Source organism: Streptococcus mitis NCTC 12261 (genome assembly GCF_000148585.2).
GTDB lineage: Bacteria > Bacillota > Bacilli > Lactobacillales > Streptococcaceae > Streptococcus > Streptococcus mitis.
The window spans coordinates 694567-720300 of the sequence record NZ_CP028414.1; the positions used below are offsets into that span (position 1 = coordinate 694567).

Genomic DNA, 25734 nt, shown 5'->3' on the forward strand with positions numbered 1-25734 from the left:
AGGAGATACCTATGCAAGTAATCAAACGTGATGGAGAAATTGCTGAATTTAATCCAGATAAGATTTACCAAGCTATCTTAAAAGCAGCCCAGACTGTCTATGTATTGACAGATGATTTACGTCAAAACCTTGCACAAGTCACTAAGAAAGTGGTTTTGGATTTGGAAGAGGCCAAGGTGGAACGTGCGACCATCAGCATGATTCAGTCTTTGGTTGAACATCGTTTACTGGGTGCAGGTTACATTACCATTGCAGAACACTACATTTCCTATCGTCTACAACGTGACTTGGAAAGAAGTGGTTATGGAGATCACATCGCGGTTCATTTACATTTTGAACAAATTCGCTAAGAAAAAAGAGTGGGATGAAGCAACTACATCTCACTCTTTCTTAAATCTATTTTTTTGGGCTGTTTGGACAGTTGAAGGGACAAATCGCAGGCGTTGAATATCGCTTATACGGATAATACGGGTCACATTTTTGGCAAAATTTTTCACAATAATTTGCTGGCGTTGTTGATCGTATTTGATGATATCACCTGTAAAACTTGTCTCAGACAAGATAAGGTGAACAGCGGTTTGTTTCTGGATAGCCTCTTCAATAGTAGCTGTAAGGGAGTTGCTTTCAGTCTGGTCTGGTTCTTCATGTCCATTTAAAAAGTCATGTATTTTATCTAGAACTTGCTGGAATTTATGTCTCATAGTGGCCTCCCTTCTTTTATATCAATATTATATAAAATTTTCCTAAAATCTACAAGATTTTACGAATAAACTAATGAAAGCTAAAAAAGGAGAAGAAAATGGCAGAATTTACATTTAAAATCGAAGAGCACTTGTTGACTCTTTCTGAAAACGAAAAAGGTTGGACTAAGGAAATCAACCGTGTGAGCTTTAATGGTGCTCCTGCAAAGTTTGATATTCGTGCTTGGAGCCCAGATCATACTAAAATGGGCAAAGGAATTACTCTCTCAAATGAAGAATTTCAAACAATGGTGGATGCCTTTAAAGGTAACTAAGTTGTCAAAATAAAAGAAAAGGATATTGAGTCATGACAACTCGATATCCTTTTTTAGTTAGTAAAGTAAGCCTGATTTTTAAGGCGTTGAAGTAGGGGACGACTAATAAAACTAATAGCCAGAAGTTTACCAAGGTCTGGAATGATAAAGGGAATGACCCCCACAACAAGAGCTTTTTCAAATGCCATTCCAGCCAGGAAATGCAAGCTGAGAATCCCGCCGACAAAGACAAGGGCATCACCCAAGAGGTTTGCTAGAAAAATTCTGACAAAACCACTATCACTGTTAGTTAGAGAAGAGGTAAGTCCAGAATAAACAAGATAAAACCAAAGATAGCCCGCAGTAGGGCCAACTAAAGCCTGAAATCCGGCTCCACCTCCTGCAAAGACAGGAAGACCGATTGCACCTAGAAGAAGATAGAGTCCAACAGAAAGTACAGCCTCTCTAGGTCTAAGGACAGTAGCAATCAAGCCGATTGCAAAGTTTTGCAGAGTGAAGGGAACAGGTCCAATTGGAAGACTGATTTGTGCCAAAACAGCAATGAGAGCAGCCCCAATAGCAGGGATAGCATAAACGTGAGCTTTTTTCAAAATAGTTAACCTCTTTTCTGATGTATAGTAACTATTATACTCGTGGAGCAATTATTGTCAACCAATTTTTTAAAATAAGGTAACAAAAACTGTAACGGCCGATTTGCTGACTGGGTAAGTTGTTTTCATCATTTCGTAAAACATCAAAAAAGAAGCAGACACATTTGTATCGGCTTCTTTTTTTTCGATTAACGCATAGTTACAAATTCTTCAGATGCAGTTGGGTGAATCGCCACAGTTGCGTCAAAGTCGGCCTTGGTTGCTCCCATTTTGATAGCAACAGCAAATCCTTGAATCATTTCATCAACACCATAGCCAATTCCATGAAGTCCGACAACTTTTTCTTCTGAACCAGCTGTAATCAATTTGAAACGAGTTTCTTGACGGTTGTCAGTGCAAGCAGAGTACATAGACGTAAAGCTTGATTTGTAAACCTTGATTTGGTCTTGACCGTATTCTTTAATAGCTTGCTCTTCTGTCAAACCAACAGTTCCGATAGCAGGGTGTGAAAAGACGACAGTTGGAATAGTTGAGTAATCCATTTTTGCAGTAGTTTTTCCGTTAAAGAGACGTTCAGATAGGGTACGTCCAGCTTTGATAGCAACTGGAGTTAGTTCTTTTTCACCTGTTACATCACCTAGAGCGTAGATTCCTTCAATAACAGTATTTTGGTATTCATCTACTTGGATAAAGCCACGTTCGTTCAGAGTTACTCCAGCTTTTTCAAGTTGCAAGCCCTTAACGTTTGGACGGCGACCAGTAGCCCAGATAACTTGACTAGCTGTGTGACTAGTACCATCTTCGAAATGAATGGTAATGCCTTCAGCAGTTTTTTCTAACTTAACAGGGACTTTGTGAGTGTGAAGTGGTAAGTTTGTTCTTTCCATTTCCTTGACCAGACCTTCAACGATGTAAGAATCAAAACCACGTAAAGGACGATCACGGCGAACAAAGAGGTCTGTCTTGACACCAAAAGTGTGGAGTACGCCAGCCAATTCAACGGCAATATAACCAGCGCCTAGAATAGCAACTGACTCTGGCAATTCTTCCCAAGCAAATACATCATCAGAAGAGCCACCTAGTTCAGCACCAGGAACGTTTGGAATACTGGGATGGGCACCAGTAGCAATCACGATATGTTAGCACGAATCAGTTCACCATTTACGCTGACAGTATGAGAATCTACAAATTCAGCATGACCTTCAATCAAATCTACACCGTTGCGTTTAAAACTGCCATCATAAGAAGAACGAGCGCGATCAATGTAGGCTTCACGATTGCGACGTAGGGTAGCGAAGTCAAAGTTAAGATCAGTAGTCTTAAAGCCGTAGTCTTCTCCAAATTGATGGAAAGTCTCAGCGATTTGTGCTCCGTACCACATGATTTTTTTAGGAACACAACCGACGTTGACACAGGTTCCACCTAATTTCTTTTCCTCAATAACGGCTGCTTTGGCTCCATGTTCACCAGCACGGTTCATAGTAGCAATTCCTCCGCTACCTCCACCGATAGCAATGATATCATATTCTCTCATTAAAAACTCCTTTGTACTCTTTTAAATAGTAGAGTGTCATTTTTTGATAGTCATATTCTATCTTTTTTTTGATGTGATTGCAAAAATCTGCTACGTTAAAAAAAATTAAAGAAAAGGCTTGCAAAAAAGAAAAATAAAGTGTATTATATAACTAGTACAATGATAATAAAAATAAATTCCGAACAATAAGTGAATCCTGAAATGTCATTATTTCGTTCTGAACTGTTATTGTTTATATTTTGTAATTTTTGTATAATATTGTTAAGTACTTTAAATCAAAAAGGAGTTTCATTATGAAAAAGAATCGTAAAGCTAAAAAGTGGCAATTGTATGCAGCAATTGGTGCTGCAAGTGTTGTTGTATTGGGGGCTGGGGGCATTTTGCTCTTTAGACAACCTTCTCAAAACTGCTGTAAAAGATGAGCCAACTCATCTTGTTGTTGCTAAAGAAGGAACCGTGGCATCCTCTGTTTTATTATCAGGGACAGTAACGGCAAAAAATGAACAATATGTTTATTTTGATGCTAGTAAGGGAGATTTAGATGAAATCCTTGTTTCTGTGGGGGATAAGGTTAGTGAAGGGCAGGCTTTAGTCAAGTACAGTAGTTCAGAAGCCCAGGCGGCCTATGATTCAGCTAGCCGAGCAGTAGCTAAGGCAGATCGTCATATCAATGAACTCAATCAAGCACGAAATGAAGCCGCTTCAGCTCCGGCTCCACAGTTACCAGCACCAGCAGGAGGCGAAGGAGCTGCAGGGCAAACTCCAGCTCCAGTCTCAGGAAATGCAGTTTCATCTATTGATGCACAACTAGGTGATGCCCGTGATGCTCGTGCAGATGCAGAAGCGCAATTAAGTAAGGCTCAAAGTCAGTTGGATGCCATGACGGTTCTCAGTACCCTGGAGGGAACTGTGGTTGAAGTCAACCACAATGTTTCTAAATCTCCAACAGGAGCTAGTCAAGTAGTCGTTCATGTCGTAAGTAATGAAAACTTGCAAGTTAAGGGTGAACTATCTGAATATAACCTTGCCAACCTCTCTGTAGGACAAGAAGTAACCTTTACTTCTAAAGTTTACCAAGATAAGAGCTGGACAGGTAAGATTAGCTATATCTCTGACTATCCTAAAACTAGTGGTGAAGCAGCAAGTGCAGCTACTGCCGCAACAGGTGGTAATTCTGGTTCTAAATATCCATATACCATCGATGTTACAAGTGAAATCGGTGATTTGAAACAAGGATTCTCAGTAAGTGTTGAGGTTAAGAATAAGAGTAAAGCCATTTTGGTTCCTCTAACAAGTGTTGTGACTGAAAATGATAAGAACTATGTCTGGGTGCTTGACGAGCAGAAAAAGGCCAAGAAAGTGGAAGTTGGTTTGGGCAATGCTGATGCAGACAACCAAGAAATCACTTCAGGTCTGACAAATGGAGTCAAGGTCATCAGTAACCCAACGTCTTCTCTAGAGGAAGGAAAAGAGGTGAAGGCTGATGAAGCAACTAATTAGTCTAAAAAATATCTGCAGAAGCTACCGTAACGGTGACCAAGAACTGCAGGTTCTCAAAAATATCAACCTAGAAGTGAATGAGGGTGAATTTGTTGCCATCATGGGACCATCTGGTTCGGGTAAGTCTACTCTCATGAATACGATTGGTATGTTGGATACACCAACCAGTGGAGAATATTATCTTGAAGGCCAAGAAGTAGCTGGACTTGGTGAAAAACAACTAGCCAAGGTCCGCAATCAACAAATCGGTTTTGTCTTTCAGCAGTTTTTTCTTCTATCTAAACTTAACGCTCTGCAAAACGTAGAATTGCCCTTGATTTACGCGGGAGTTTCGGCTTCAAAACGTCGCAAGTTAGCTGAGGAGTATTTAGACAAGGTTGAATTGACAGAACGTAGTCATCATTTGCCTTCGGAATTATCTGGTGGTCAAAAGCAACGTGTAGCTATCGCGCGTGCCTTGGTAAACAATCCTTCTATTATCCTAGCGGACGAACCGACAGGAGCCTTGGATACCAAAACAGGTAACCAAATCATGCAATTATTAGTTGAACTGAATAATGAAGGAAAAACAATTATTATGGTAACGCATGAGCCTGAAATCGCTGCTTATGCTAAACGCCAGATTGTCATTCGGGATGGAGTTATTTCGTCTGACAGTGCTCAGTTAGAAAAGGAGGAAAACTAAGATGCAGAATCTGAAATTTGCCTTTTCATCTATAATGGCCCACAAGATGCGCTCTTTTCTCACTATGATTGGGATTATCATTGGTGTTTCATCTGTTGTTGTGATTATGGCTCTGGGAGATTCCATGTCTCGTCAGGTTAATAAAAATATGACCAAGTCACAGAAGAATATCCATGTCTTTTTCTCGCCTATCAAAAGCAAAGATGGTTCTTTTACCCAAAAGCAATCAGCTTTGACGGTTTCTGGGAAAGAAGAGGATGTTCCTGTGGAGCCACCAAAACCACAAGAAGCTTGGGTCAAGGAGGCTGCTAAAGTTAAAGGGGTGGACAGTTACTATGTAACCAACTCGACCAATACCACCCTGTCTTATAAAGACAAAAAAGTGGAGCGAGCTAGCTTGACAGGTGGAAATATTACTTACATGAAGGCGGTTGAAAATGAAATTGTTGCAGGCCGCAGTTTCATAGCTCAGGATTATAAAGATGTGGCCAGTGTCATTTTACTAGACCAAGAACTTGCTAATAGTCTGTTTGGATCTGCTCAAGAAGCTGTTAACCAGGTTATAGATGTTGGTGGCTTTAGCTATCGTGTCATTGGTGTCTATACCAGCGATGAGGCCAAGACTGCCAAGACTTTTGGTATTGGTGGACTTCCGATTACGACTAATATTTCTCTTGCCAATAACTTCAATATGGATGAAATTTCTGATATTGTTTTCCGAGTTAATGATACCAGTTTGACACCAACTGTAGGACCAGAATTAGCTAGAAAAATGACCGAAATTGCTAGTCTTCAACAAGGAGAGTATCAGGTGGCAGATGCGACTGCAGCCTTCCAAGAAGTACAACAACTTTTTGGATTTATAACTACGATTATTAGTGCCATTGCAGGAATTTCCCTTTTTGTTGGAGGAACTGGTGTTATGAACATCATGCTGGTTTCGGTGACGGAGCGTACGCGTGAGATTGGTCTCCGTAAGGCTTTGGGTGCAACACGTGCCAATATTTTAATTCAGTTTTTGATTGAATCCATGATTTTGACCTTGCTAGGCGGAGTTATTGGTCTAACCATTGCGACAGGCTTAACAGCTATAGCTGGTCTACTCTTGCAAGGATTGATAGCGGGTATAGAAGTAGGAGTATCAATCCCAGTTGCCCTATTTAGTCTTGCAGTTTCGGCTAGCGTGGGTATGATTTTTGGAGTTTTGCCAGCCAACAAGGCTTCGAAACTTGATCCAATTGAAGCCCTTCGTTATGAATAAGTTAAACAAGATGGACACTCGTCTATCTTGTTTTTGTATGGATTTCCCTATCGAAAATCAGTAAAAATGTGATATAATGAAGTGTTAGAAAAACAGGTTTCATTTGCCTGGAAAGGAAAAATTATGTCTGAAAAGAATTTTTATATTACAACACCGATTTACTATCCATCTGGTAAACTTCATATCGGTTCTGCCTACACAACCATCGCTTGTGATGTCCTAGCACGTTACAAACGCCTGATGGGCTACGATGTCTTTTATCTGACAGGTCTTGATGAGCATGGTCAGAAAATCCAGCAGAAAGCTGAAGAAGCTGGCATCACACCTCAAGCTTATGTTGATGGGATGGCAGTTGGAGTCAAAGAACTCTGGCAATTACTGGATATCTCATACGATAAATTCATCCGTACAACGGATGATTACCATGAAAAAGTTGTCGCACAAGTCTTTGAACGCTTGCTGGCTCAAGATGATATTTACTTGGGTGAATACTCTGGTTGGTATTCAGTATCAGATGAGGAATTCTTTACAGAAAGCCAGCTTGCAGAAGTTTTCCGTGATGAAGCTGGAAATGTGACGGGTGGTATCGCTCCATCAGGTCATGAGGTTGAATGGGTTTCAGAAGAATCTTACTTCCTTCGCCTCAGCAAATACCAAGACCGTCTAGTAGAATTTTTCAAGTCCCATCCTGAATTCATCACTCCAGATGGTCGTCTGAATGAAATGCTTCGCAACTTCATCGAGCCAGGTTTGGAAGATTTGGCAGTTTCTCGTACAACCTTTACATGGGGTGTTCCAGTACCATCAAATCCAAAACACGTTGTCTATGTTTGGTTTGATGCTCTGCTCAACTATGTGACAGCTCTTGGCTACGATCAAGACGAACACGCTAACTTTGACAAGTTCTGGAACGGAACAGTCTTCCACATGGTTGGAAAAGACATCCTTCGTTTTCACTCAATCTACTGGCCAATCCTTCTTATGATGTTGGATATCAAATTGCCAGAACGTTTGATTGGTCATGGTTGGTTTGTCATGAAAGACGGTAAGATGTCTAAGTCTAAAGGGAATGTTGTCTATCCTGAAATGTTGATAGAGCGTTTTGGACTAGATCCACTTCGTTACTACCTCATGCGCAGCCTTCCAGTTGGTTCAGACGGAACCTTTACTCCTGAAGACTATGTAGGCCGTATCAACTACGAATTGGCCAATGACCTTGGAAACCTCCTCAACCGTACGGTTTCTATGATTAACAAGTACTTTGATGGTCAGATCCCTGCCTATGTAGAGGGTGTGACAGAGTTTGACCATGCTCTTGCTCAAGTAGCAGAACAATCAATCGCAGACTATCATACACACATGGAAGCAGTTGACTACCCACGTGCTCTTGAAGCAGTCTGGACTCTGATCTCTCGTACCAATAAATACATCGATGAGACCGCCCCATGGGTCTTGGCCAAGGATGAAGCTCTCCGTGACCAATTAGCAAGTGTCATGAGTCACTTGGCAGCTAGCCTTCGTGTCGTTGCTCACTTGATTGAGCCGTTTATGATGGAAACTAGTCGTGCAGTTTTGACTCAACTTGGTTTAGCAGAAGTTGCTAGCCTTGAGAACTTGAACTTGGCTGACTTCCCAGCAGATGTGACTGTAGTTGCCAAAGGAACACCAATTTTCCCACGTCTCGATATGGAAGAAGAAATCGCCTATATCAAGGAACAAATGGAAGGCAACAAACCAGCAGTCGAAAAAGAGTGGAACCCAGACGAAGTTGAGCTCAAACTAAACAAGGAAGAAATCAAGTTTGAAGACTTTGACAAGGTTGAAATCCGTGTCGCAGAAGTCAAAGAAGTGTCTAAAGTAGAAGGTTCAGATAAGTTGCTTCAATTCCGCTTGGATGCTGGTGATGGTGAAGATCGTCAAATCCTCTCAGGAATTGCCAAATACTATCCAAATGAACAAGAATTGGTCGGCAAGAAAGTCCAAATTGTTGCTAACCTCAAACCACGTAAGATGATGAAAAAATATGTCAGCCAAGGGATGATTCTCTCAGCTGAACATGATGGAAAATTAACCCTTCTCACAGTTGATCCAGCTGTACCAAACGGAAGTGTGATTGGGTAAAAATAGACAGGACTAGTTCATGCTAGTTCTGTTTTTTATTTAACTATTATGCTTTACAAACTAGTGTGAAAGTGGTATATTATAAATGAAGTTACTAGTAGGTATTACAAAATAGATTAGAAGGGAGAAGTGATGAAAGAAACTCAGCTATTAAAAGGTGTTCTTGAAGGTTGTGTCTTGGATATGATTGGTCAAAAAGAGCGGTATGGTTATGAGTTGGTTCAGACTTTGCGAGAGGCTGGATTTGACACTATCGTTCCAGGAACTATTTATCCTTTGTTGCAAAAGTTAGAAAAAAATCAATGGATAAGAGGCGACGTGCGCCCGTCGTCAGATGGTCCAGATCGGAAGTATTTTTCGTTAACTAAAGAAGGAGAAGAACGTGTCTCAGTCTTTTGGCAACAATGGGACGATTTGAGTCAAAAAGTAGAAGGAATTAAGAATGGAGGGTAAACCATAAAGAAAATGAAGTATTATGAAGAAACAAGCGCTTTGCTACATGAGTTTTCTGAGGAGAATCAAAAGTATTTTGAGGAACTGTGGGATAGTTTTAATCTTGCTGGATTTCTCTATGATGAGGACTATCTCAGAGAGCAGATCTATTTGATGATGCTAGATTTCTCAGAAGCAGAACGAGACGGGATGAGTGCAGAGGATTATCTAGGTAAGAATCCTAAAACAATAATGAAAGAGATGCTCAAGGAAGCACCTCGCAGTTCTATCAAAGAGTCCCTTTTGACGCCAATTCTTGTCCTAGCGGTATTACGCTACTATCAACTATTAGGTGATTTTCTAAAGGTCCTCTCTTAACAGTCAATTTGCTTACGTTTTTAGGCCAACTTCTTCTTTTTCTGGTCGGATTTGGGCTTGTGGCTACAATTTTACGAAGAAGTTTAGTCCAAGATTCTCCTAAAATGAAAATTGGTACCTATATTGTCGTTGGGATTCTTGTTCTGCTAGTTGTTCTGGGATATGTAGGAATGGCAAGCTTCATACAAGAAGGAGCCTTTTATCTTCCTGCTCCCTGGGATAGTTTATCTGTATTTACGATTTCGCTGGTCATCAGTATTTGGAATTGGAAAGAACCGATTTTTCGTCCCTTTGTCAGTATGATTGTTGCCCACCTTATTGTAGGTTCTCTGCTCCGTTACTATGAGTGGATGGGCATTTCAAATGTTTTCCTTACAAAAGTCATACCTTTAGCTGTCCTCTTTATTGGAATCTTTGTCTTGTTCCGTGGGTTTAAGAAGATAAAATGGAGTGAAATATAGTCAAAAAGCCGTTGCAAAGCGGTTTTTTGTTATAATGAAGGGAAGAATGTTAGAAATTAAAGGAGAAAAATTTGATGAGATACATAACTCTTGGTCAAGATGACAAAGAATTATCAGAAATTGTTCTCGGAATGATGAGAATAAAAGATAAGTCTGTTAGAGAAGTTGAAGAGCTTGTAGAAACAGCACTTTCTGTTGGAATCAATGCTTTTGACTTAGCTGATATATATGGTCTTGGTCGTTGTGAAGAACTGTTAGGTCTTGTCCTAAAAAATCGTCCAGATTTAAGAGAAAAGATGTGGATTCAGTCCAAATGTGGCATTCGCATTGAAGAATTTACCTATTTTGATTTTTCAAAAGAGTATATATTACAATCAGTTGATGGGATTTTAGAAAGATTGCAGGTTGATTATTTAGATAGCTTGCTTCTTCATCGACCAGATGCTTTGATGGAAGCTGACCAAGTAGCAGAAGCCTTTGATATCCTTTATAAACAAGGTAAGGTTCGAAATTTTGGAGTTTCTAATCAAAATCCTATGATGATGGAGTTGCTTAAAAAAGATGTCAAGCAGCCGTTAGCTGTTAATCAGCTACAATTGAGTGTGGCTTTTACACCAGGATTCGAATCAGGTTTTCATGTTAATATGGAAGATAGTCAAGCAGCTATGCGAGATGGCAGCATTTTTGAATATTGCAAATTACACGATGTGGTCATTCAAGCATGGTCTGTCTTACAATTCGGGTATTTCAAAGGGAATTTTGTTGGAAATGAGAAATTTCAAGCTTTAAATCAAGTACTTGATCGTTTAGCTACTAAATATGGAGTAACCTCTTCAACTATTGCCATTTCTTGGATATTGCGTTATCCAGCAAAAATGCAGGCAGTCGTAGGCACCACAAATCCTAAGCACTTGAGAGAAGTTAGCCAAGCGGGAAACTTTAGCTTAACAAGAAAAGAATGGTATGAAATTTATCTTGCTGCAGGGAATAATTTGCCGTAAGTAGAAGCAGATGTAAATAAATCACAGTCAAAAAGCTGTTGTAAAGCGGTTTTTTGTTATAATGAAAGGGAGAATTATTGATATTAAAGGAGAAAAAAATGACATTTGAAGAGATTCTGCCTGGATTGAAGGCTAAGAAAAAATATGTACGTACTGGTTGGGGAGGTGCGGAAAACTATGTGCAGCTTTTTGACACCATTGAACAAAACGGGGTTGCTCTTGAAGTGACACCTTATTTCCTAATCAACGTGTCTGGAGAAGGAGAAGGTTTTTCCATGTGGAGTCCGACACCTTGTGATGTTTTGGCGACGGATTGGGTAGAAGTGCATGACTAGACGTGTATTGATTACAGGAGTGAGTTCAGGGATCGGCCTAGCTCAAGCTCGCCTCTTTTTAGAGAATGGCTTTCAAGTTTATGGAGTTGACCAAGATGAAAATCCGCTCTTAGAGGGTGATTTCCACTTTTTTCAGAGAGATTTGACCTTGGACTTGGAGCCTATTTTTGACTGGTGTCCTCGGGTGGATGTTTTGTGCAATACTGCTGGAGTTTTGGATGCTTACAAACCACTTTTGGAACAATCAGCGCAGGAAATTCAAGAGATTTTTGAAATCAACTATGTGACTCCTGTTGAGTTGACTCGCTATTATTTGACGCAAATGCTGGAAAATAAAAAAGGAATCATTATCAATATGTGTTCTATTGCTTCGAGCCTAGCAGGTGGCGGTGGACACGCCTATACTTCTTCGAAGCACGCCTTGGCAGGATTTACCAAGCAGTTGGCTCTAGACTATGCGGGAGCTGGGATTCAGATCTTTGGTATCGCTCCAGGAGCAGTCAAGACAGCTATGACAGCTGACGACTTTGAACCAGGTGGCTTAGCAGACTGGGTGGCTAGTGAAACGCCAATCAAGCGCTGGATTGAGCCAGAGGAAATAGCAGAGATTAGCCTTTTCTTAGCCAGTGGAAAGGCCTCTGCCATGCAGGGACAAATTCTGACAATAGATGGTGGCTGGTCTTTGAAGTAGGGAGAATAAAGTTAATAAAAAGGAGCACCCATGACACCGCAAGAAATGTGGAATGCATACAAGAAAATTGATCCCTCTATCGGAGATGAGGTAGATGCCTGGGCTTTTGGAGTGGAAACAGATCTCTTGGCAGATTTGGTGTTTAAAGGCGAAAAGACAGCAACCGCCTCAGCCTACGACCTCTACGCACTAGAAGACGAACCTCTTCCACAAGAAGGGACCTTCGATGTTATTTTAGATAGTCAAAATCAGGCTGTCTGCATTGTCGAAATTACAAGGGTTTCCGTTCAGCCCTTTAATCAAGTTTCTGCGCAACATGCCTATAAGGAAGGTGAGGGAGACAAATCTTTGACCTATTGGCGTCAGGTTCATGAGGCTTGTTTCGCCGAGTGGCTGAGAGAAGCAGGACTGACTTTTACACCTAACAGCAAGGTCGTTTTAGAAGAATTTCGCAAGGTCTACCCACTGTAGGCTATTAGAAGGAAGAAAGTTTTGGAAATCACCGTCCAATCCTTTTTTCTCAAGCAAAACATGATATAATAAGTTTGTTTGAAGAAGAGCTCTAGCTCTTAAACTTAGAATAGGAGAAAACTATGCAAGCAGTTGAACATTTTATTAAGCAATTTGTTCCTGAACATTATGATTTATTTTTAGACTTGAGTCGTGAGACCAAGACTTTTTCTGGAAAGGTGACTATTAGTGGTCAGGCACAGAGTGACCGCATTTCCCTTCATCAAAAAGACTTGGCAATCTCTTCTGTAGAAGTTGAAGGGGAAGCTCGCCCATTTACAGTTGATCATGACAATGAAGCTCTTCATATTGAATTAGCTGAGGCTGGTCAAGTTGAAGTGGTTATCGCTTTCTCAGGAAAAATTACAGACAACATGACAGGGATTTACCCATCTTACTACACAGTTGATGGAGTCAAGAAGGAAGTCTTGTCAACTCAGTTCGAGAGCCATTTTGCGCGAGAAGCTTTCCCATGTGTGGATGAGCCAGAAGCCAAAGCAACTTTTGATCTAGCTCTTCGTTTTGACCAAGCTGAAGGTGAATTGGCCTTGTCTAACATGCCAGAAATCGATGTTGAAAACCGTAAGGAAACAGGTATCTGGAAGTTTGAGACAACACCTCGCATGTCTTCTTACTTGTTGGCCTTTGTTGCAGGTGATTTGCAAGGTGTAACGGCTAAAACTAAAAACGGTACCCTCGTAGGTGTTTATTCAACCAGAGCTCATCCACTATCAAACCTTGATTTCTCACTGGATATCGCTGTTCGCTCTATCGAGTTTTACGAAGATTACTATGGAGTTAAGTACCCGATCCCTCAATCTCTCCACATCGCCCTTCCTGACTTCTCAGCTGGAGCTATGGAAAACTGGGGTCTCGTGACCTACCGTGAAGTTTACTTGGTTGTCGATGATAACTCAACTTTTGCTAGCCGTCAACAAGTTGCCCTTGTTGTGGCACATGAATTGGCTCACCAATGGTTTGGTAACCTGGTAACTATGAAATGGTGGGATGACCTTTGGCTCAATGAAAGCTTCGCCAACATGATGGAGTACGTCTGTGTGGATGCTATTGAACCAAGCTGGAATATCTTTGAAGATTTCCAAACAGGTGGTGTTCCGTCTGCCTTGAAACGTGATGCGACTGATGGTGTTCAATCTGTTCACGTCGAAGTGAAACATCCAGATGAAATCAATACGCTCTTTGACGGAGCTATCGTCTATGCCAAAGGAAGTCGCCTTATGCATATGCTTCGTCGTTGGCTAGGTGATACCGATTTTGCCAAAGGTTTGCATGCCTACTTTGAAAAACATCAATACAGCAATACAATTGGTCGTGACCTTTGGGATGCTCTTGGTCAAGCGTCTGGACGTGATGTTGCAGCCTTCATGGATTCTTGGTTGGAACAACCTGGTTATCCAGTTCTCACTGTCAAAGTTGAAAATGATGTCTTGAAGATCTCACAAAAACAATTCTTTATCGGTGAGCACGAAGACAAGAACCGTCTCTGGGTTGTGCCACTAAACAGCAATTGGAAAGGCTTGCCTGATACACTCGAAACTGAAAGCATCGAAATCCCTGGCTATGCAGCCCTTCTTGCTGAAAACAAAACAGCACTTCGTCTCAACACTGAAAATACAGCCCACTACATTACCGACTATCAAGGAGATTTGTTGGATGCAGTTCTTGCTGACCTAGTTGAGCTTGATAACACAAGTAAACTGCAAATCGTCCAAGAACGTCGCTTGCTTGCTGAAGCAGGGCACATTTCTTATGCAGACTTGCTTCCAGTCCTTGATAAACTCGCTAAAGAAGAATCTTACCTTGTCGTTTCAGCTGTTTCTCAAGTAATTTCTGCCCTTGAGCGCTTTATCGATGAAGGAACAGAAGCTGAAAGAGCCTTCAAAGCCTTGGTTGCTAAATTGGCTCGTCATAATTATGACCGTCTTGGTTTTGAAGCTAAAGATGGCGAATCAGATGAGGATGAATTGGTTCGTCAGTTGGCCATTTCTATGATGATTCGCTCAAATGATGCAGAAGCTAGTCAAGCCGCTAGCCAAATCTTCGCAGCACACAAGGAGAATCTTGCAGGACTCCCAGCAGCTATTCGTTCACAAGTTCTCATCAATGAGATGAAACATCATGAGACTAAAGACTTGTTAGCACTTTATCTTGATACTTATACGCACGCAACAGATGCTGTCTTTAAACGTCAGTTGGCAGCAGCTCTTGCCTACAGTAAAGATGCGGACAATATCCAAACCTTGATTACTTCTTGGAAGGACAAATTTGTGGTCAAACCACAAGACTTGTCTGCTTGGTACTTCCAGTTCTTAAGCCATCAAGCAACTCAGGAAACAGCATGGTCTTGGGCTCGTGAAAATTGGGCTTGGATTAAGGCAGCTCTTGGTGGAGATATGAGCTTTGATAGCTTTGTTATCCTTCCTGCTCACGTATTTAAGACTCAGCAACGCTTGGCAGAGTACAAGGAATTCTTTGAACCGCAACTTTCTGACCTTGCTCTTAGCCGTAATATCGGTATGGGAATCAAGGAAATTGCAGCGCGTGTTGACTTGATTAACCGTGAAAAAACTGCAGTGGAAGCAGTCGTTCTTCAATACGGAAACGCATAAATAAGCCTAAAATAAAAAGAAAACTCAGCTATCTCATGTAAAATGTAGAGAGTTGAGTTTTTTTTAAGGCAAATTTGGTATAATGGTTTTAATAAGGAGGAGTTTCTCATGATAAAAATCTTATTAGTTGAGGATGACCTAGGCCTGTCAAATTCAGTATTTGACTTTTTAGACGATTTTGCGGATGTCATGCAGGTATTTGATGGTGAAGAAGGTCTCTACGAAGCTGAAAGTGGCGTCTATGACTTGATTTTGCTCGATTTAATGTTACCTGAAAAAAATGGCTTTCAAGTCTTGAAAGAATTGCGTGAAAAAGGAATTACGACACCAGTTCTGATCATGACTGCCAAGGAAAGTTTGGATGACAAGGGACATGGATTTGAATTGGGAGCAGATGATTATCTGACCAAACCTTTCTACCTAGAAGAACTCAAAATGCGGATTCAAGCGCTTCTCAAACGTTCAGGTAAATTTAATGAAAACACCTTGACTTATGGAAATATTGTGGTTAATTTGTCAACCAATACTGTTAAAGTCGAAGATACTCCTGTCGAATTGCTAGGTAAAGAGTTTGATTTATTAGTTTATTTCCTTCAAAATCAAAATGTTATTTTGCCTAAGACTCAGATTTTTGATCGTCTATGGGGATTTGATAGTGACACAACGATTTCGGTTGTCGAAGTCTATGTTTCAAAAGTCCGTAAGAAATTAAAAGGAACCACTTTTGCAGAGAATTTGCAAACCTTGCGCAGTGTTGGGTATATTTTAAAAGATGTTCAGTAAACTAAAAAAAACATGGTATGCGGATGACTTTAGTTATTTTATCCGTAACTTTGGTGTATTCACTCTGATTTTCTCTACCATGACTCTGATTATTTTGCAGGTCATGCACTCGAGTCTTTATACTTCGGTGGATGATAAGCTTCATGGACTAAGTGAAAATCCTCAAGCAGTTATTCAGCTTGCTGTAAATAGGGCAACAGAAGAGATTAAAGATTTAGAGAATGCCGCTACAGATACTAGCAAGACTGAGATAAAACCCAATGTCAGTTCCAACACAGAAGTCATTCTTTTTGATAAGAATTTTACCCAGCTCCTTTCTGGAAATCGATTTTTGGGATTGGATAAGATTAAGTTAGAGAAAAAAGAACTAGGACATATCTATCAGATTCAGGTTTTTAATAGCTATGGACAAGAAGAAATCTATCGCATGATCTTGATGGAAACGAATATCAGTTCGGTTTCAACCAATATCAAGTATGCAGCTGTCTTGATTAATACCAGTCAGTTGGAGCAGGCTAGTCAAAAGCATGAGCAATTGATTGTGATTGTGATGGCTAGTTTCTGGATTTTGTCTTTACTTGCCAGTCTCTATCTAGCTAGGGTCAGTGTTCGGCCCCTGCTTGAGAGCATGCAGAAGCAACAGTCCTTTGTGGAAAATGCCAGTCATGAGTTACGAACTCCACTTGCAGTTTTGCAAAATCGTTTAGAGACCCTTTTTCGTAAGCCAGAAGCAACCATTATGGATGTGAGCGAAAGCATTGCGTCTAGTTTGGAAGAAGTCCGAAATATGCGTTTTTTGACGACAAACTTGCTGAACTTAGCTCGTAGAGATGATGGGATTAAGCCGGAACTTGCAGAAGTTCCAACCAGTTTTTTCAATACGACTTTCACAAACTATGAGATGATTGCTTCTGAAAATGACCGTGTCTTTCGTTTTGAAAATCGGATCCATCGAACGATTGTCACGGATCAACTTCTTTTGAAACAACTGATGACCATCTTATTTGATAATGCCATCAAATATACTGAGGAGGATGGTGAAATTGATTTTATGATTTCAGCGACTGATCGTAATCTGTATTTACTTGTTTCTGACAATGGAGTCGGTATTTCCGCAGAAGATAAGAAGAAAATATTTGACCGCTTTTATCGAGTGGACAAGGCTAGAACCCGCCAAAAAGGTGGTTTTGGTTTAGGTTTATCCCTAGCCAAGCAAATTGTAGATGCCCTAAAAGGAACCATTACTGTTAAAGATAATAAACCAAAGGGAACAATCTTTGAAGTGAAGGTAGCCATCCACACACCATCTAAAAAGAAAAAATAAAAATATCGCTCCAGTTGGGGCGATATTTTGGATTTATCTTCTACGTTTTCGTTTGATAATAGACCGTTGAACTTTTAAAACAAGTAAGCTGGATCCGATTGCTGCGGCAAAGGCAAGAGCAGGTGATAATTTTAATGCTAAAAAGATAAAACTAAAGATAGCAATACAGATACAAAAAACAGCGATATTAACAAAAAATAGGATTTCCTTGAGATTGGCATCAGATTGTGCTTCAGGTGTATAATCTTGATAGCGAGGAACCTGCTGGCTTAATTCTTCTTGATTGTCTACCTCATAGGATTGTAATTTTCTTACGGGCATTATTCTCTCCTTAACAGTACATACCTATTTTATCATTTTTTCAGCAGAGAATTATTACAGAAAGGTTACAATAAGAATAAAGTCCCTTTTCATTTTTAAAGAATGGCTGATTTTCCAGAAATGTGGTATAATTTTTCTTATGGAAAAGATTATCATTACAGCAACTGCTGAAAGTATTGAACAAGTTGAACAACTGCTCGAAGCTGGCGTGGACCGTATCTATGTTGGTGAGAAAGATTTTGGCCTTCGTCTGCCAACGACCTTTAGTCATGACCAATTGCGTGAAATCGCTAATCTGGTTCATGATACTGGTAAAGAATTGATCGTTGCGGTTAATGCCCTCATGCACCAAGATATGATGGACCGTATCAAGCCTTTCTTAGACTTTTTGGAAGAAATCAAGACAGACTACATTACGATTGGGGATGCAGGTGTCTTTTACGTAGTCAATCGCGATGGTTATTCATTTAAGACTATCTACGATGCCTCAACTATGGTAACTAGCAGTCGTCAGATTAACTTCTGGGGACAAAAGGCTGGCGCATCTGAGGCTGTTTTGGCACGTGAAATTCCATCAGCTGAACTCTTCAAAATGCCAGATATTTTGGAAATTCCTGCTGAAGTTTTGGTTTACGGAGCTAGTGTTATTCACCATTCTAAACGTCCACTCTTGCAAAACTATTATAACTTTACACATATCGATGATGAAAAGACCCGCAAGCGTGACCTCTTCTTGGCTGAGCCAAGTGACCCAGAGAGCCATTATTCTATCTTTGAAGACAATCATGGTACCCACATCTTTGCCAACAATGACCTTGATTTGATGACCAAATTGACAGAATTGGTCGAGCATGGTTTCACTCACTGGAAACTAGAAGGACTCTACACTCCGGGACAAAACTTTGTTGAGATTGCAAAACTCTTTATCCAAGCGCGTAGCTTGATCCAAGAGGGCAACTTTAGCCATGACCAAGCCTTTTTGCTGGATGAGGAAGTACGTAAGTTACACCCTAAAAACCGTTTCCTTGATACAGGATTTTATGACTACGATCCTGACATGGTTAAATAAAGTAAACTGCAAGTTGAGAGAAGGAAGATGCAAAGATTTCTTCTCTCAATTTTTTCTTATTTCTTCACCATTTTCAAAGAATCAGTAGGATAGGATGCTCTATTTGATGGGATTTTTAAGACAAGTAGTGTTCTTGAGTTTGAAAATTATCCCATGTTTGCAGGTGCCAAATGGCCCTTTTTTTGGTATAATTTTTTATAATGAAAACGATTGGTAATCGCTATGTTGTGGTTGATTTAGAGGCAACTAGCACAGGTAGTAAGGCTAAAATTATCCAAGTGGGAATTGTCGTGATTGAGGATGGAAAAATCGTCGATCACTATACGACAGATGTCAATCCACATGAACCCTTGGATGCTCATATAAAAGAACTGACAGGATTGACAGACCAACGTCTGGCGCAAGCACCTGATTTTTCGCAAGTTGCTAGAAAAATCTTTGACTTGGTGGAGGATGGGATTTTTGTAGCCCATAATGTTCAGTTTGATGCCAATCTCTTGGCGGAAAATTTATTTTTTGAAGGCTATGAACTAAGAAATCCTCGTGTTGACACGGTCGAATTGGCTCAGGTCTTTTTTCCTAAACTGGAAAAATATAGTTTGCCGATATTGTGTCGAGAATTAGGAATTCCTCTAAAACACGCTCACACAGCCCTTTCAGATGCCCAAGCTACTGCGGAATTACTCTTATTTCTACAGGAAAAGATGGCCCAGCTTCCTAAAGGTCTCTTGGAACGCTTGCTGGAAATGGCTGACGCCCTCCTATACGAGTCCTACCTGCTTATTGAAGAAATTTATCGAAACAAATCTATCCTGAGTTCACCAGACTTGGTCGAAGTTCAAGGACTGTATTTCAAGAAAACTGGAGCTCCCCTGGAGCCACGAAAACTATCCCAAGATTTTTCTAAAAATATTTCTCTGTTAAATCTTGAAGTGAGGGAGGAGCAAGAAAGTTTTGCTAAAGAGGTTGGCTTGCTATTGAAAGATGAGCCTGTCTCTCTGATTCAAGCTCCGACAGGGATTGGTAAAACTTATGGATATCTCTTACCTGCTTTGTCCCAAGTGGAAAATCGTCAGATTGTCCTTAGCGTTCCGACAAAGATTCTTCAAAATCAAATCATGGAAGAAGAAGGTAAACGTCTCAAGGAAGTGTTCCATATAGATATTCATAGTTTAAAGGGACCACACAATTATCTGAAGTTGGATGCCTTTTATCGTTCCTTGCAGGAAAATGATGAAAATCGCTTATTTAGACGCTTTAAAATGCAACTCTTGATCTGGCTGACTGAGACAGAGACAGGAGATTTGGATGAAATTGGGCAACTCTACCGTTACCAACATTTTCTAACAGACCTTCGTCATGACGGGAATTTATCATCTCAAAGCTTATTTGTGACGGAAGATTTTTGGAAACGTAGTCAAGAAAAGGCACAAACCTGCAAGCTTTTAGTGACCAATCATGCCTATCTTGTAACTAGACTGGAAGATAATCCTGAATTTGTCAGTGACCGTTTATTGATTATTGATGAAGTTCAAAAGATTTTGTTAGCTCTAGAAAATCTGCTTCAAGAGACTTACGATGTCCAGTCTATTATCGATTTGCTTGATAAGGCTTTACTGGAGGAGCAAAATAAGGTCCAACAACGAATACTAGAAAGTATTCGCTTTGAGTGCCTCTACTTGATAGAACAATTTCAGTCTGGAAAATCTAGGAAAAATATCTTGGATTCTCTGACCAATCTCCACCAGTATTTTTCAGAATTAGAAGTAGAAGACTTTGAGGAGCTGGTTCGCTATTTTACAGCTGACCGAGATTACTGGCTTGAAGCAATTGAAACGAGTCAAAAGAAAATTCAAATTTCCTCTACGAAATCAGGACGTATTCTCCTATCTTCTTTAGTACCTAATTCATGTCAAGTCTTGGGAGTGTCGGCTACTCTTGAGATTAGTCAGAGAGTTTCTTTGGCAGACCTGTTAGGCTATCCCGAAGCTAAATTTGTTAAGATTGAAGCTGGTAAAAAACAGGATCAAGAAGTGGTCTTGGTCAAAGATTTTCCCCTGGTAACAGAAACCTCCTTAGAAGTCTACGCCAAAGAGGTAACTGATTTGCTGATGGATGTTCAAGATTTCCAGCAACCTATTTTAGTTCTCTTTACTGCTAAAGACATGCTTCTAGCAGTGTCGGATTTACTTCCAGTTAGCCACTTGGCCCAGTATAAAAATGGGGATGTTCATCAACTGAAGAAACGCTTTGAAAAAGGTGAACAACAAATCCTGCTAGGTGCAGCAAGTTTCTGGGAGGGAGTTGATTTTTCAAGTCATTCTTTTGTGATTCAAATTGTACCAAGACTTCCTTTCCAAAACCCCCAAGAACCCTTGACGAAAAAGATCAATCAGGAACTAATTCAAGAAGGGAAAAATGCCTTTTATGATTATCAATTGCCAATGGCCATTATTCGTTTAAAACAGGCTTTAGGAAGAAGTATGAGACGTGAACACCAACGTTCCTTAACTCTGATTTTGGATAGGAGAATTGTCGGAAAGCGATATGGCAAACAAATTGTGACTTCTCTAGCAAAAGAAGCGATTGTTAAAACCGTCTCTCAATCCGAAGTTGATGAGGCTATTGATAAATTTTTAAATGAACTTTGATAAATAGTATTGTATGAAAGTATAAGGTTAGTATATATGAAACGTTCTCTCGACTCTAGAGTCGATTATAGTTTGCTCCTGCCAGTATTTTTCCTACTGGTTATCGGCGTGGTGGCTATTTATATAGCTGTTAGTCATGATTATCCAAACAATATTCTGCCCATTTTAGGGCAGCAGGTCGCCTGGATCGCCTTGGGGCTTGTGATTGGTTTTGTGGTCATGCTCTTTAATACTGAATTTCTTTGGAAGGTTACACCCTTTCTATATATTTTAGGCTTGGGACTTATGGTTTTACCTATCGTCTTTTATAATCCAAGCTTAGTTGCATCAACAGGTGCCAAAAACTGGGTATCGGTAAATGGTGTTACCTTGTTCCAGCCGTCAGAATTTATGAAGATATCCTATATCCTCATGTTGGCTCGTGTGATTGTCCAGTTTACCAAAAAACATAAGGAATGGAGACGCACAGTTCCGCTGGACTTCTTGTTGATTTTCTGGATGATTCTCTTTACCATTCCAGTCCTAGTTCTTTTGGCACTTCAAAGTGACTTGGGGACGGCTTTGGTTTTTGTAGCCATTTTCTCAGGAATCGTTTTATTATCGGGGGTTTCTTGGAAAATTATTATCCCAGTATTTGTGACTGCTGTAACAGGAATTGCTGGTTTCTTAGCTATTTTTATCAGCAAGGACGGTCGGGCTTTTCTCCATCAACTGGGAATGCCGACCTACCAAATCAACCGTATTTTGGCTTGGCTCAATCCTTTTGACTTTGCCCAAACAACCACTTACCAACAGGCTCAAGGACAGATTGCCATTGGAAGCGGTGGCTTATTTGGACAAGGGTTTAATGCTTCGAATCTGCTTATTCCAGTTCGAGAGTCGGATATGATTTTCACGGTTATCGCAGAAGATTTTGGCTTTATTGGCTCTGTCCTTGTTATTGCCCTTTATCTCATGCTGATTTATCGTATGTTGAAGATTACTCTTAAATCAAATAATCAGTTCTACACCTATATTTCCACAGGTTTGATTATGATGTTACTCTTCCATATCTTTGAGAATATCGGTGCCGTGACAGGTTTGCTTCCTTTGACTGGGATTCCCTTGCCTTTTATTTCGCAAGGAGGATCGGCTATTATCAGTAATTTAATCGGTGTTGGCTTGCTTTTATCGATGAGTTACCAGACTAATCTAGCTGAAGAAAAGAGCGGAAAAGTTCCATTCAAACGGAAAAAGGTTGTATTAAAACAAATCAAATAAGGAGAAAATCATGGTAAAAGTAGCAGTTATGTTGGCTCAGGGCTTTGAAGAAATTGAAGCTTTGACAGTTGTGGATGTTTTGCGTCGTGCAAATATTACTTGTGATATGGTTGGTTTTGAAGAGCAAGTGACGGGTTCGCATGCAATCCAAGTAAGTGCAGACCGTGTTTTTGATGGTGATTTATCAGACTATGACATGATTGTTCTTCCTGGAGGTATGCCTGGTTCTGCACATTTGCGCGATAATCAGGCCTTGATTCAAGAGTTGCAAAGCTTTGAACGAGAAGGGAAGAAACTGGCAGCCATTTGTGCGGCGCCAATTGCCCTCAATCAAGCAGGGCTATTGAAAAACAAGCAGTACACTTGCTATGATGGCGTTCAAGAGCAAATCTTTGATGGTCAATATGTAAAGGAAACAGTAGTGGTAGATGGTCATTTGATAACCAGTCGAGGCCCCTCAACAGCCCTTGCCTTTGCCTACGAGTTGGTGGAGCAATTAGGAGGAGACGCAGAGACTTTACGAACAGGAATGCTCTATCTAGATGTCTTTGGTAAAAATCAGTAAAACGGGAGTCAAACTCTCGTTTTTTATGTGGAAAACTCAGGGAAATCATCGCTTTTTTCATAAAAAAATGCTATAATGAAGGGTATGAAATATCACGATTATATCTGGGATTTAGGTGGAACTTTACTGGATAATTACGAAACTTCAACAGCTGCATTTGTTGAAACATTGGCATTGTATGGCATCACACAAGACCATGACAGTGTCTATCAGGCTTTAAAGGTTTCTACTGATTTTGCGATTGAGACATTCGCTCCCAACTTAGAGAATTTTTTAGAAAAATATAAGGAAAATGAAGCCAGAGAGCTTGAACATCCGATTTTGTTTGATGGAGTTTCTGATTTATTGAAAGATATCTCCAATCAAGGTGGCCGTCATTTTTTGGTTTCTCATCGAAATGATCAGGTCTTGGAAATTTTAGAAAAAACCTCTATAGCAGCTTATTTTACAGAAGTGGTGACTTCTAACTCAGGCTTTAAGAGAAAACCAGATCCTGAATCCATGATTTATTTAAGAGAAAAATATCAAATTAGTTCAGGCCTTGTCATTGGTGATCGACCGATTGATATCGAAGCCGGGCAAGCTGCAGGACTAGCTACCCACTTGTTTACCAGTATCGTGAATTTAAGACAAGTATTAGACATGTAAGAAAAAGGAATAAGATGACAGAAGAAATCAAAAATCTGCAGGCACAAGATTATGATGCCAGTCAAATTCAAGTTTTAGAGGGCTTAGAGGCTGTTCGTATGCGTCCAGGGATGTATATCGGGTCAACTTCAAAAGAAGGTCTTCACCATCTAGTCTGGGAAATTGTTGATAACTCAATTGACGAGGCCTTGGCAGGATTTGCTAGCCATATTCAAGTCTTTATTGAGCCAGATAATTCGATTACAGTTGTTGATGATGGACGTGGTATCCCAGTCGATATTCAGGAAAAAACAGGTCGACCTGCCGTTGAGACTGTCTTTACTGTTCTTCACGCTGGAGGAAAGTTTGGCGGTGGCGGATATAAGGTCTCAGGTGGTCTTCACGGAGTGGGGTCCTCAGTTGTTAACGCCCTTTCAACTCAATTAGATGTTCATGTCCACAAAAATGGTAAGATTCATTACCAAGAATACCGTCGTGGTCATGTTGTCGCAGACCTTGAGGTGGTTGGAGATACGGATAAAACTGGAACAACAGTTCACTTTATACCGGATCCAGAAATTTTCACTGAAACAACAACTTTTGATTTTGATAAATTAAATAAACGGATTCAAGAGTTGGCCTTTCTAAATCGTGGTCTTCAAATCTCCATCACAGATAAGCGTGAGGGGCTAGAACAAACTAAGCATTACCACTATGAAGGTGGGATTGCTAGCTACGTTGAATATATCAACGAGAACAAGGATGTTATCTTTGATACACCAATTTACACAGATGGTGAAATGGATGATATCACGGTTGAAGTAGCCATGCAGTACACAACGGGTTACCATGAAAATGTCATGAGTTTCGCCAATAATATTCATACCCATGAAGGTGGAACGCATGAACAAGGTTTCCGTACAGCCTTGACTCGTGTTATCAACGATTATGCTCGTAAAAATAAGTTATTGAAAGACAATGAAGACAATCTAACAGGGGAAGATGTTCGTGAAGGATTAACTGCAGTTATCTCAGTTAAACACCCAAATCCACAGTTTGAAGGACAAACCAAGACCAAACTGGGAAATAGCGAAGTGGTTAAGATTACCAATCGCCTCTTCAGTGATGCCTTTTCTGATTTCCTCATGGAAAATCCACAGATTGCTAAACGTATTGTGGAAAAAGGAATTTTGGCTGCTAAGGCTCGTGTGGCTGCCAAGCGTGCGCGTGAAGTCACTCGTAAAAAATCTGGTTTGGAAATTTCCAACCTTCCAGGAAAACTAGCAGACTGTTCTTCTAACAATCCTGCGGAAACAGAACTCTTCATCGTCGAAGGAGATTCAGCTGGTGGATCAGCAAAATCTGGTCGTAACCGTGAATTTCAAGCAATCCTTCCAATTCGCGGTAAGATTTTGAACGTTGAAAAGGCAAGTATGGATAAGATTCTAGCTAACGAAGAAATTCGTAGTCTTTTCACAGCGATGGGAACAGGATTTGGTGCAGAATTTGATGTTTCAAAAGCCCGTTACCAAAAACTCGTTTTGATGACCGATGCCGATGTCGATGGAGCCCATATTCGTACTCTTCTTTTAACCTTGATTTATCGTTATATGAAACCAATTCTAGAAGCTGGTTATGTCTATATTGCCCAACCACCAATCTATGGTGTCAAGGTTGGAAGCGAGATTAAAGAATATATCCAGCCAGGAGCGGATCAAGAAATTAAACTCCAAGAAGCCTTGGCCCGCCACAGTGAAGGACGTGCCAAACCAACCATTCAGCGTTATAAAGGTTTGGGTGAAATGGATGATCACCAGTTGTGGGAAACAACCATGGATCCCGAACATCGCTTAATGGCAAGAGTTTCTGTGGACGATGCTGCAGAAGCAGATAAAATCTTTGATATGTTGATGGGGGATCGAGTAGAGCCTCGTCGTGAATTTATCGAAGAAAATGCCGTCTATAGTACACTTGATGTCTAAAAAATCGG

Annotated in this window: 22 protein-coding genes and 3 pseudogenes; 21 read left to right on the top strand and 4 right to left on the bottom strand. The window is 40.4% G+C overall.

Annotation, left to right across the window (positions count from 1 at the left end):
- Positions 1-11 precede the first annotated feature (11 nt).
- A complete protein-coding gene (locus tag SM12261_RS03770; protein ID WP_001196038.1) occupies positions 12-350 on the top strand; it encodes an ATP cone domain-containing protein in 339 nt (112 codons plus the stop codon).
- 30 nt (positions 351-380) lie between these two features.
- Here the strand turns inward: SM12261_RS03770 and SM12261_RS03775 are convergent, their stop codons facing one another.
- On the bottom strand, positions 381-701 hold the full coding sequence (locus SM12261_RS03775; protein WP_001216102.1) for a hypothetical protein: 321 nt from the start codon (positions 699-701) through the stop codon (positions 381-383).
- Between the two features lie 98 nt (positions 702-799).
- Here SM12261_RS03775 and SM12261_RS03780 point away from each other — a divergent pair, with 98 nt between their 5' ends.
- Positions 800-1015: a YdbC family protein gene (locus SM12261_RS03780; protein ID WP_000807437.1), complete on the top strand. Its 216-nt coding sequence runs from the start codon at positions 800-802 to the stop codon at positions 1013-1015.
- 53 nt (positions 1016-1068) lie between these two features.
- Here SM12261_RS03780 and SM12261_RS03785 read toward each other — a convergent pair whose 3' ends face one another.
- Complete coding sequence (locus SM12261_RS03785; RefSeq protein ID WP_000709046.1) at positions 1069-1605, bottom strand: biotin transporter BioY; 537 nt, start codon at positions 1603-1605, stop codon at positions 1069-1071.
- A gap of 188 nt (positions 1606-1793) precedes the next feature.
- A pseudogene (gene gor / locus SM12261_RS03790) lies at positions 1794-3139 on the bottom strand (glutathione-disulfide reductase).
- Positions 3140-3432: 293 nt separating this feature from the next.
- On the opposite strand from gor, the pseudogene SM12261_RS03795 reads away from it, so the two are divergent.
- The 13 genes and pseudogenes from SM12261_RS03795 (at position 3433) to ciaH (ending at position 17251) form a co-directional block, all read left to right on the top strand.
- Positions 3433-4639 (top strand): annotated as a pseudogene (locus SM12261_RS03795) (efflux RND transporter periplasmic adaptor subunit).
- Entirely contained in the window at positions 4623-5324 is a 702-nt protein-coding gene (locus SM12261_RS03800; protein WP_000811472.1) for an ABC transporter ATP-binding protein, read from the top strand. The pseudogene SM12261_RS03795 and the gene SM12261_RS03800 overlap by 17 nt, the downstream one beginning before the upstream one ends.
- Position 5325: 1 nt before the next feature.
- Positions 5326-6585: an ABC transporter permease gene (locus SM12261_RS03805; protein WP_001180405.1), complete on the top strand. Its 1260-nt coding sequence runs from the start codon at positions 5326-5328 to the stop codon at positions 6583-6585.
- 123 nt (positions 6586-6708) lie between these two features.
- Positions 6709-8706 carry a methionine--tRNA ligase gene (gene metG, locus SM12261_RS03810; RefSeq protein WP_001291392.1) on the top strand — a complete coding sequence of 666 codons (1998 nt, stop codon included), beginning with the start codon at positions 6709-6711 and terminating at the stop codon, positions 8704-8706.
- A gap of 132 nt (positions 8707-8838) precedes the next feature.
- Positions 8839-9159, top strand: coding sequence for a PadR family transcriptional regulator (locus SM12261_RS03815; protein ID WP_000665425.1), 321 nt, complete (start codon positions 8839-8841; stop codon positions 9157-9159).
- A gap of 3 nt (positions 9160-9162) precedes the next feature.
- Positions 9163-9977, top strand: a pseudogene (locus SM12261_RS03820) (hypothetical protein).
- 74 nt (positions 9978-10051) lie between these two features.
- Positions 10052-10978 carry an aldo/keto reductase gene (locus tag SM12261_RS03825; RefSeq protein WP_001269472.1) on the top strand — a complete coding sequence of 309 codons (927 nt, stop codon included), beginning with the start codon at positions 10052-10054 and terminating at the stop codon, positions 10976-10978.
- Between the two features lie 98 nt (positions 10979-11076).
- Complete coding sequence (locus SM12261_RS03830; RefSeq protein ID WP_000141913.1) at positions 11077-11313, top strand: DUF2829 domain-containing protein; 237 nt, start codon at positions 11077-11079, stop codon at positions 11311-11313.
- Positions 11306-12004 (top strand): 3-oxoacyl-ACP reductase, encoded by a 699-nt coding sequence (locus SM12261_RS03835; RefSeq protein WP_000198458.1) that lies wholly within the window; start codon positions 11306-11308, stop codon positions 12002-12004. The genes SM12261_RS03830 and SM12261_RS03835 overlap by 8 nt, the downstream gene beginning before the upstream one ends.
- Before the next feature lie 30 nt (positions 12005-12034).
- Positions 12035-12475, top strand: coding sequence for an ASCH domain-containing protein (locus tag SM12261_RS03840; RefSeq protein WP_000188805.1), 441 nt, complete (start codon positions 12035-12037; stop codon positions 12473-12475).
- Between the two features lie 122 nt (positions 12476-12597).
- Positions 12598-15144, top strand: coding sequence for a M1 family metallopeptidase (locus tag SM12261_RS03845; protein ID WP_001149091.1), 2547 nt, complete (start codon positions 12598-12600; stop codon positions 15142-15144).
- 108 nt (positions 15145-15252) lie between these two features.
- Positions 15253-15927, top strand: a complete 675-nt coding sequence (ciaR, locus tag SM12261_RS03850; protein ID WP_000590639.1) for a two-component system response regulator CiaR — start codon at positions 15253-15255, stop codon at positions 15925-15927.
- Positions 15917-17251 (top strand): two-component system sensor histidine kinase CiaH, encoded by a 1335-nt coding sequence (gene ciaH, locus SM12261_RS03855; protein WP_000491799.1) that lies wholly within the window; start codon positions 15917-15919, stop codon positions 17249-17251. Before ciaR ends, ciaH begins: the two co-directional genes overlap by 11 nt.
- 33 nt (positions 17252-17284) lie before the next feature.
- On the opposite strand, the gene SM12261_RS03860 is transcribed toward ciaH, so the two are convergent.
- The gene (locus SM12261_RS03860) at positions 17285-17572 is read right to left on the bottom strand and encodes a DUF3270 domain-containing protein (RefSeq protein ID WP_001145221.1); all 288 of its coding nucleotides are present in this window, start codon (positions 17570-17572) and stop codon (positions 17285-17287) included.
- A gap of 139 nt (positions 17573-17711) precedes the next feature.
- Between SM12261_RS03860 and SM12261_RS03865 the strand changes: the two genes are divergently transcribed.
- From SM12261_RS03865 to gyrB, 6 genes are all read left to right on the top strand, one after another.
- Complete coding sequence (locus SM12261_RS03865) at positions 17712-18641, top strand: peptidase U32 family protein (protein WP_000411171.1); 930 nt, start codon at positions 17712-17714, stop codon at positions 18639-18641.
- Positions 18642-18841: 200 nt separating this feature from the next.
- Entirely contained in the window at positions 18842-21292 is a 2451-nt protein-coding gene (locus SM12261_RS03870) for a bifunctional DnaQ family exonuclease/ATP-dependent helicase (RefSeq protein WP_000848734.1), read from the top strand.
- 36 nt (positions 21293-21328) lie between these two features.
- Complete coding sequence (locus SM12261_RS03875) at positions 21329-22552, top strand: FtsW/RodA/SpoVE family cell cycle protein (RefSeq protein WP_000830666.1); 1224 nt, start codon at positions 21329-21331, stop codon at positions 22550-22552.
- A gap of 10 nt (positions 22553-22562) precedes the next feature.
- A complete protein-coding gene (locus SM12261_RS03880) occupies positions 22563-23117 on the top strand; it encodes a DJ-1 family glyoxalase III (protein WP_000241408.1) in 555 nt (184 codons plus the stop codon).
- Between the two features lie 84 nt (positions 23118-23201).
- On the top strand, positions 23202-23765 hold the full coding sequence (locus SM12261_RS03885) for an HAD family hydrolase (protein WP_004239328.1): 564 nt from the start codon (positions 23202-23204) through the stop codon (positions 23763-23765).
- Positions 23766-23779: 14 nt separating this feature from the next.
- A complete protein-coding gene (gyrB, locus tag SM12261_RS03890; protein ID WP_000134056.1) occupies positions 23780-25726 on the top strand; it encodes a DNA topoisomerase (ATP-hydrolyzing) subunit B in 1947 nt (648 codons plus the stop codon).
- Positions 25727-25734 lie beyond the last annotated feature (8 nt).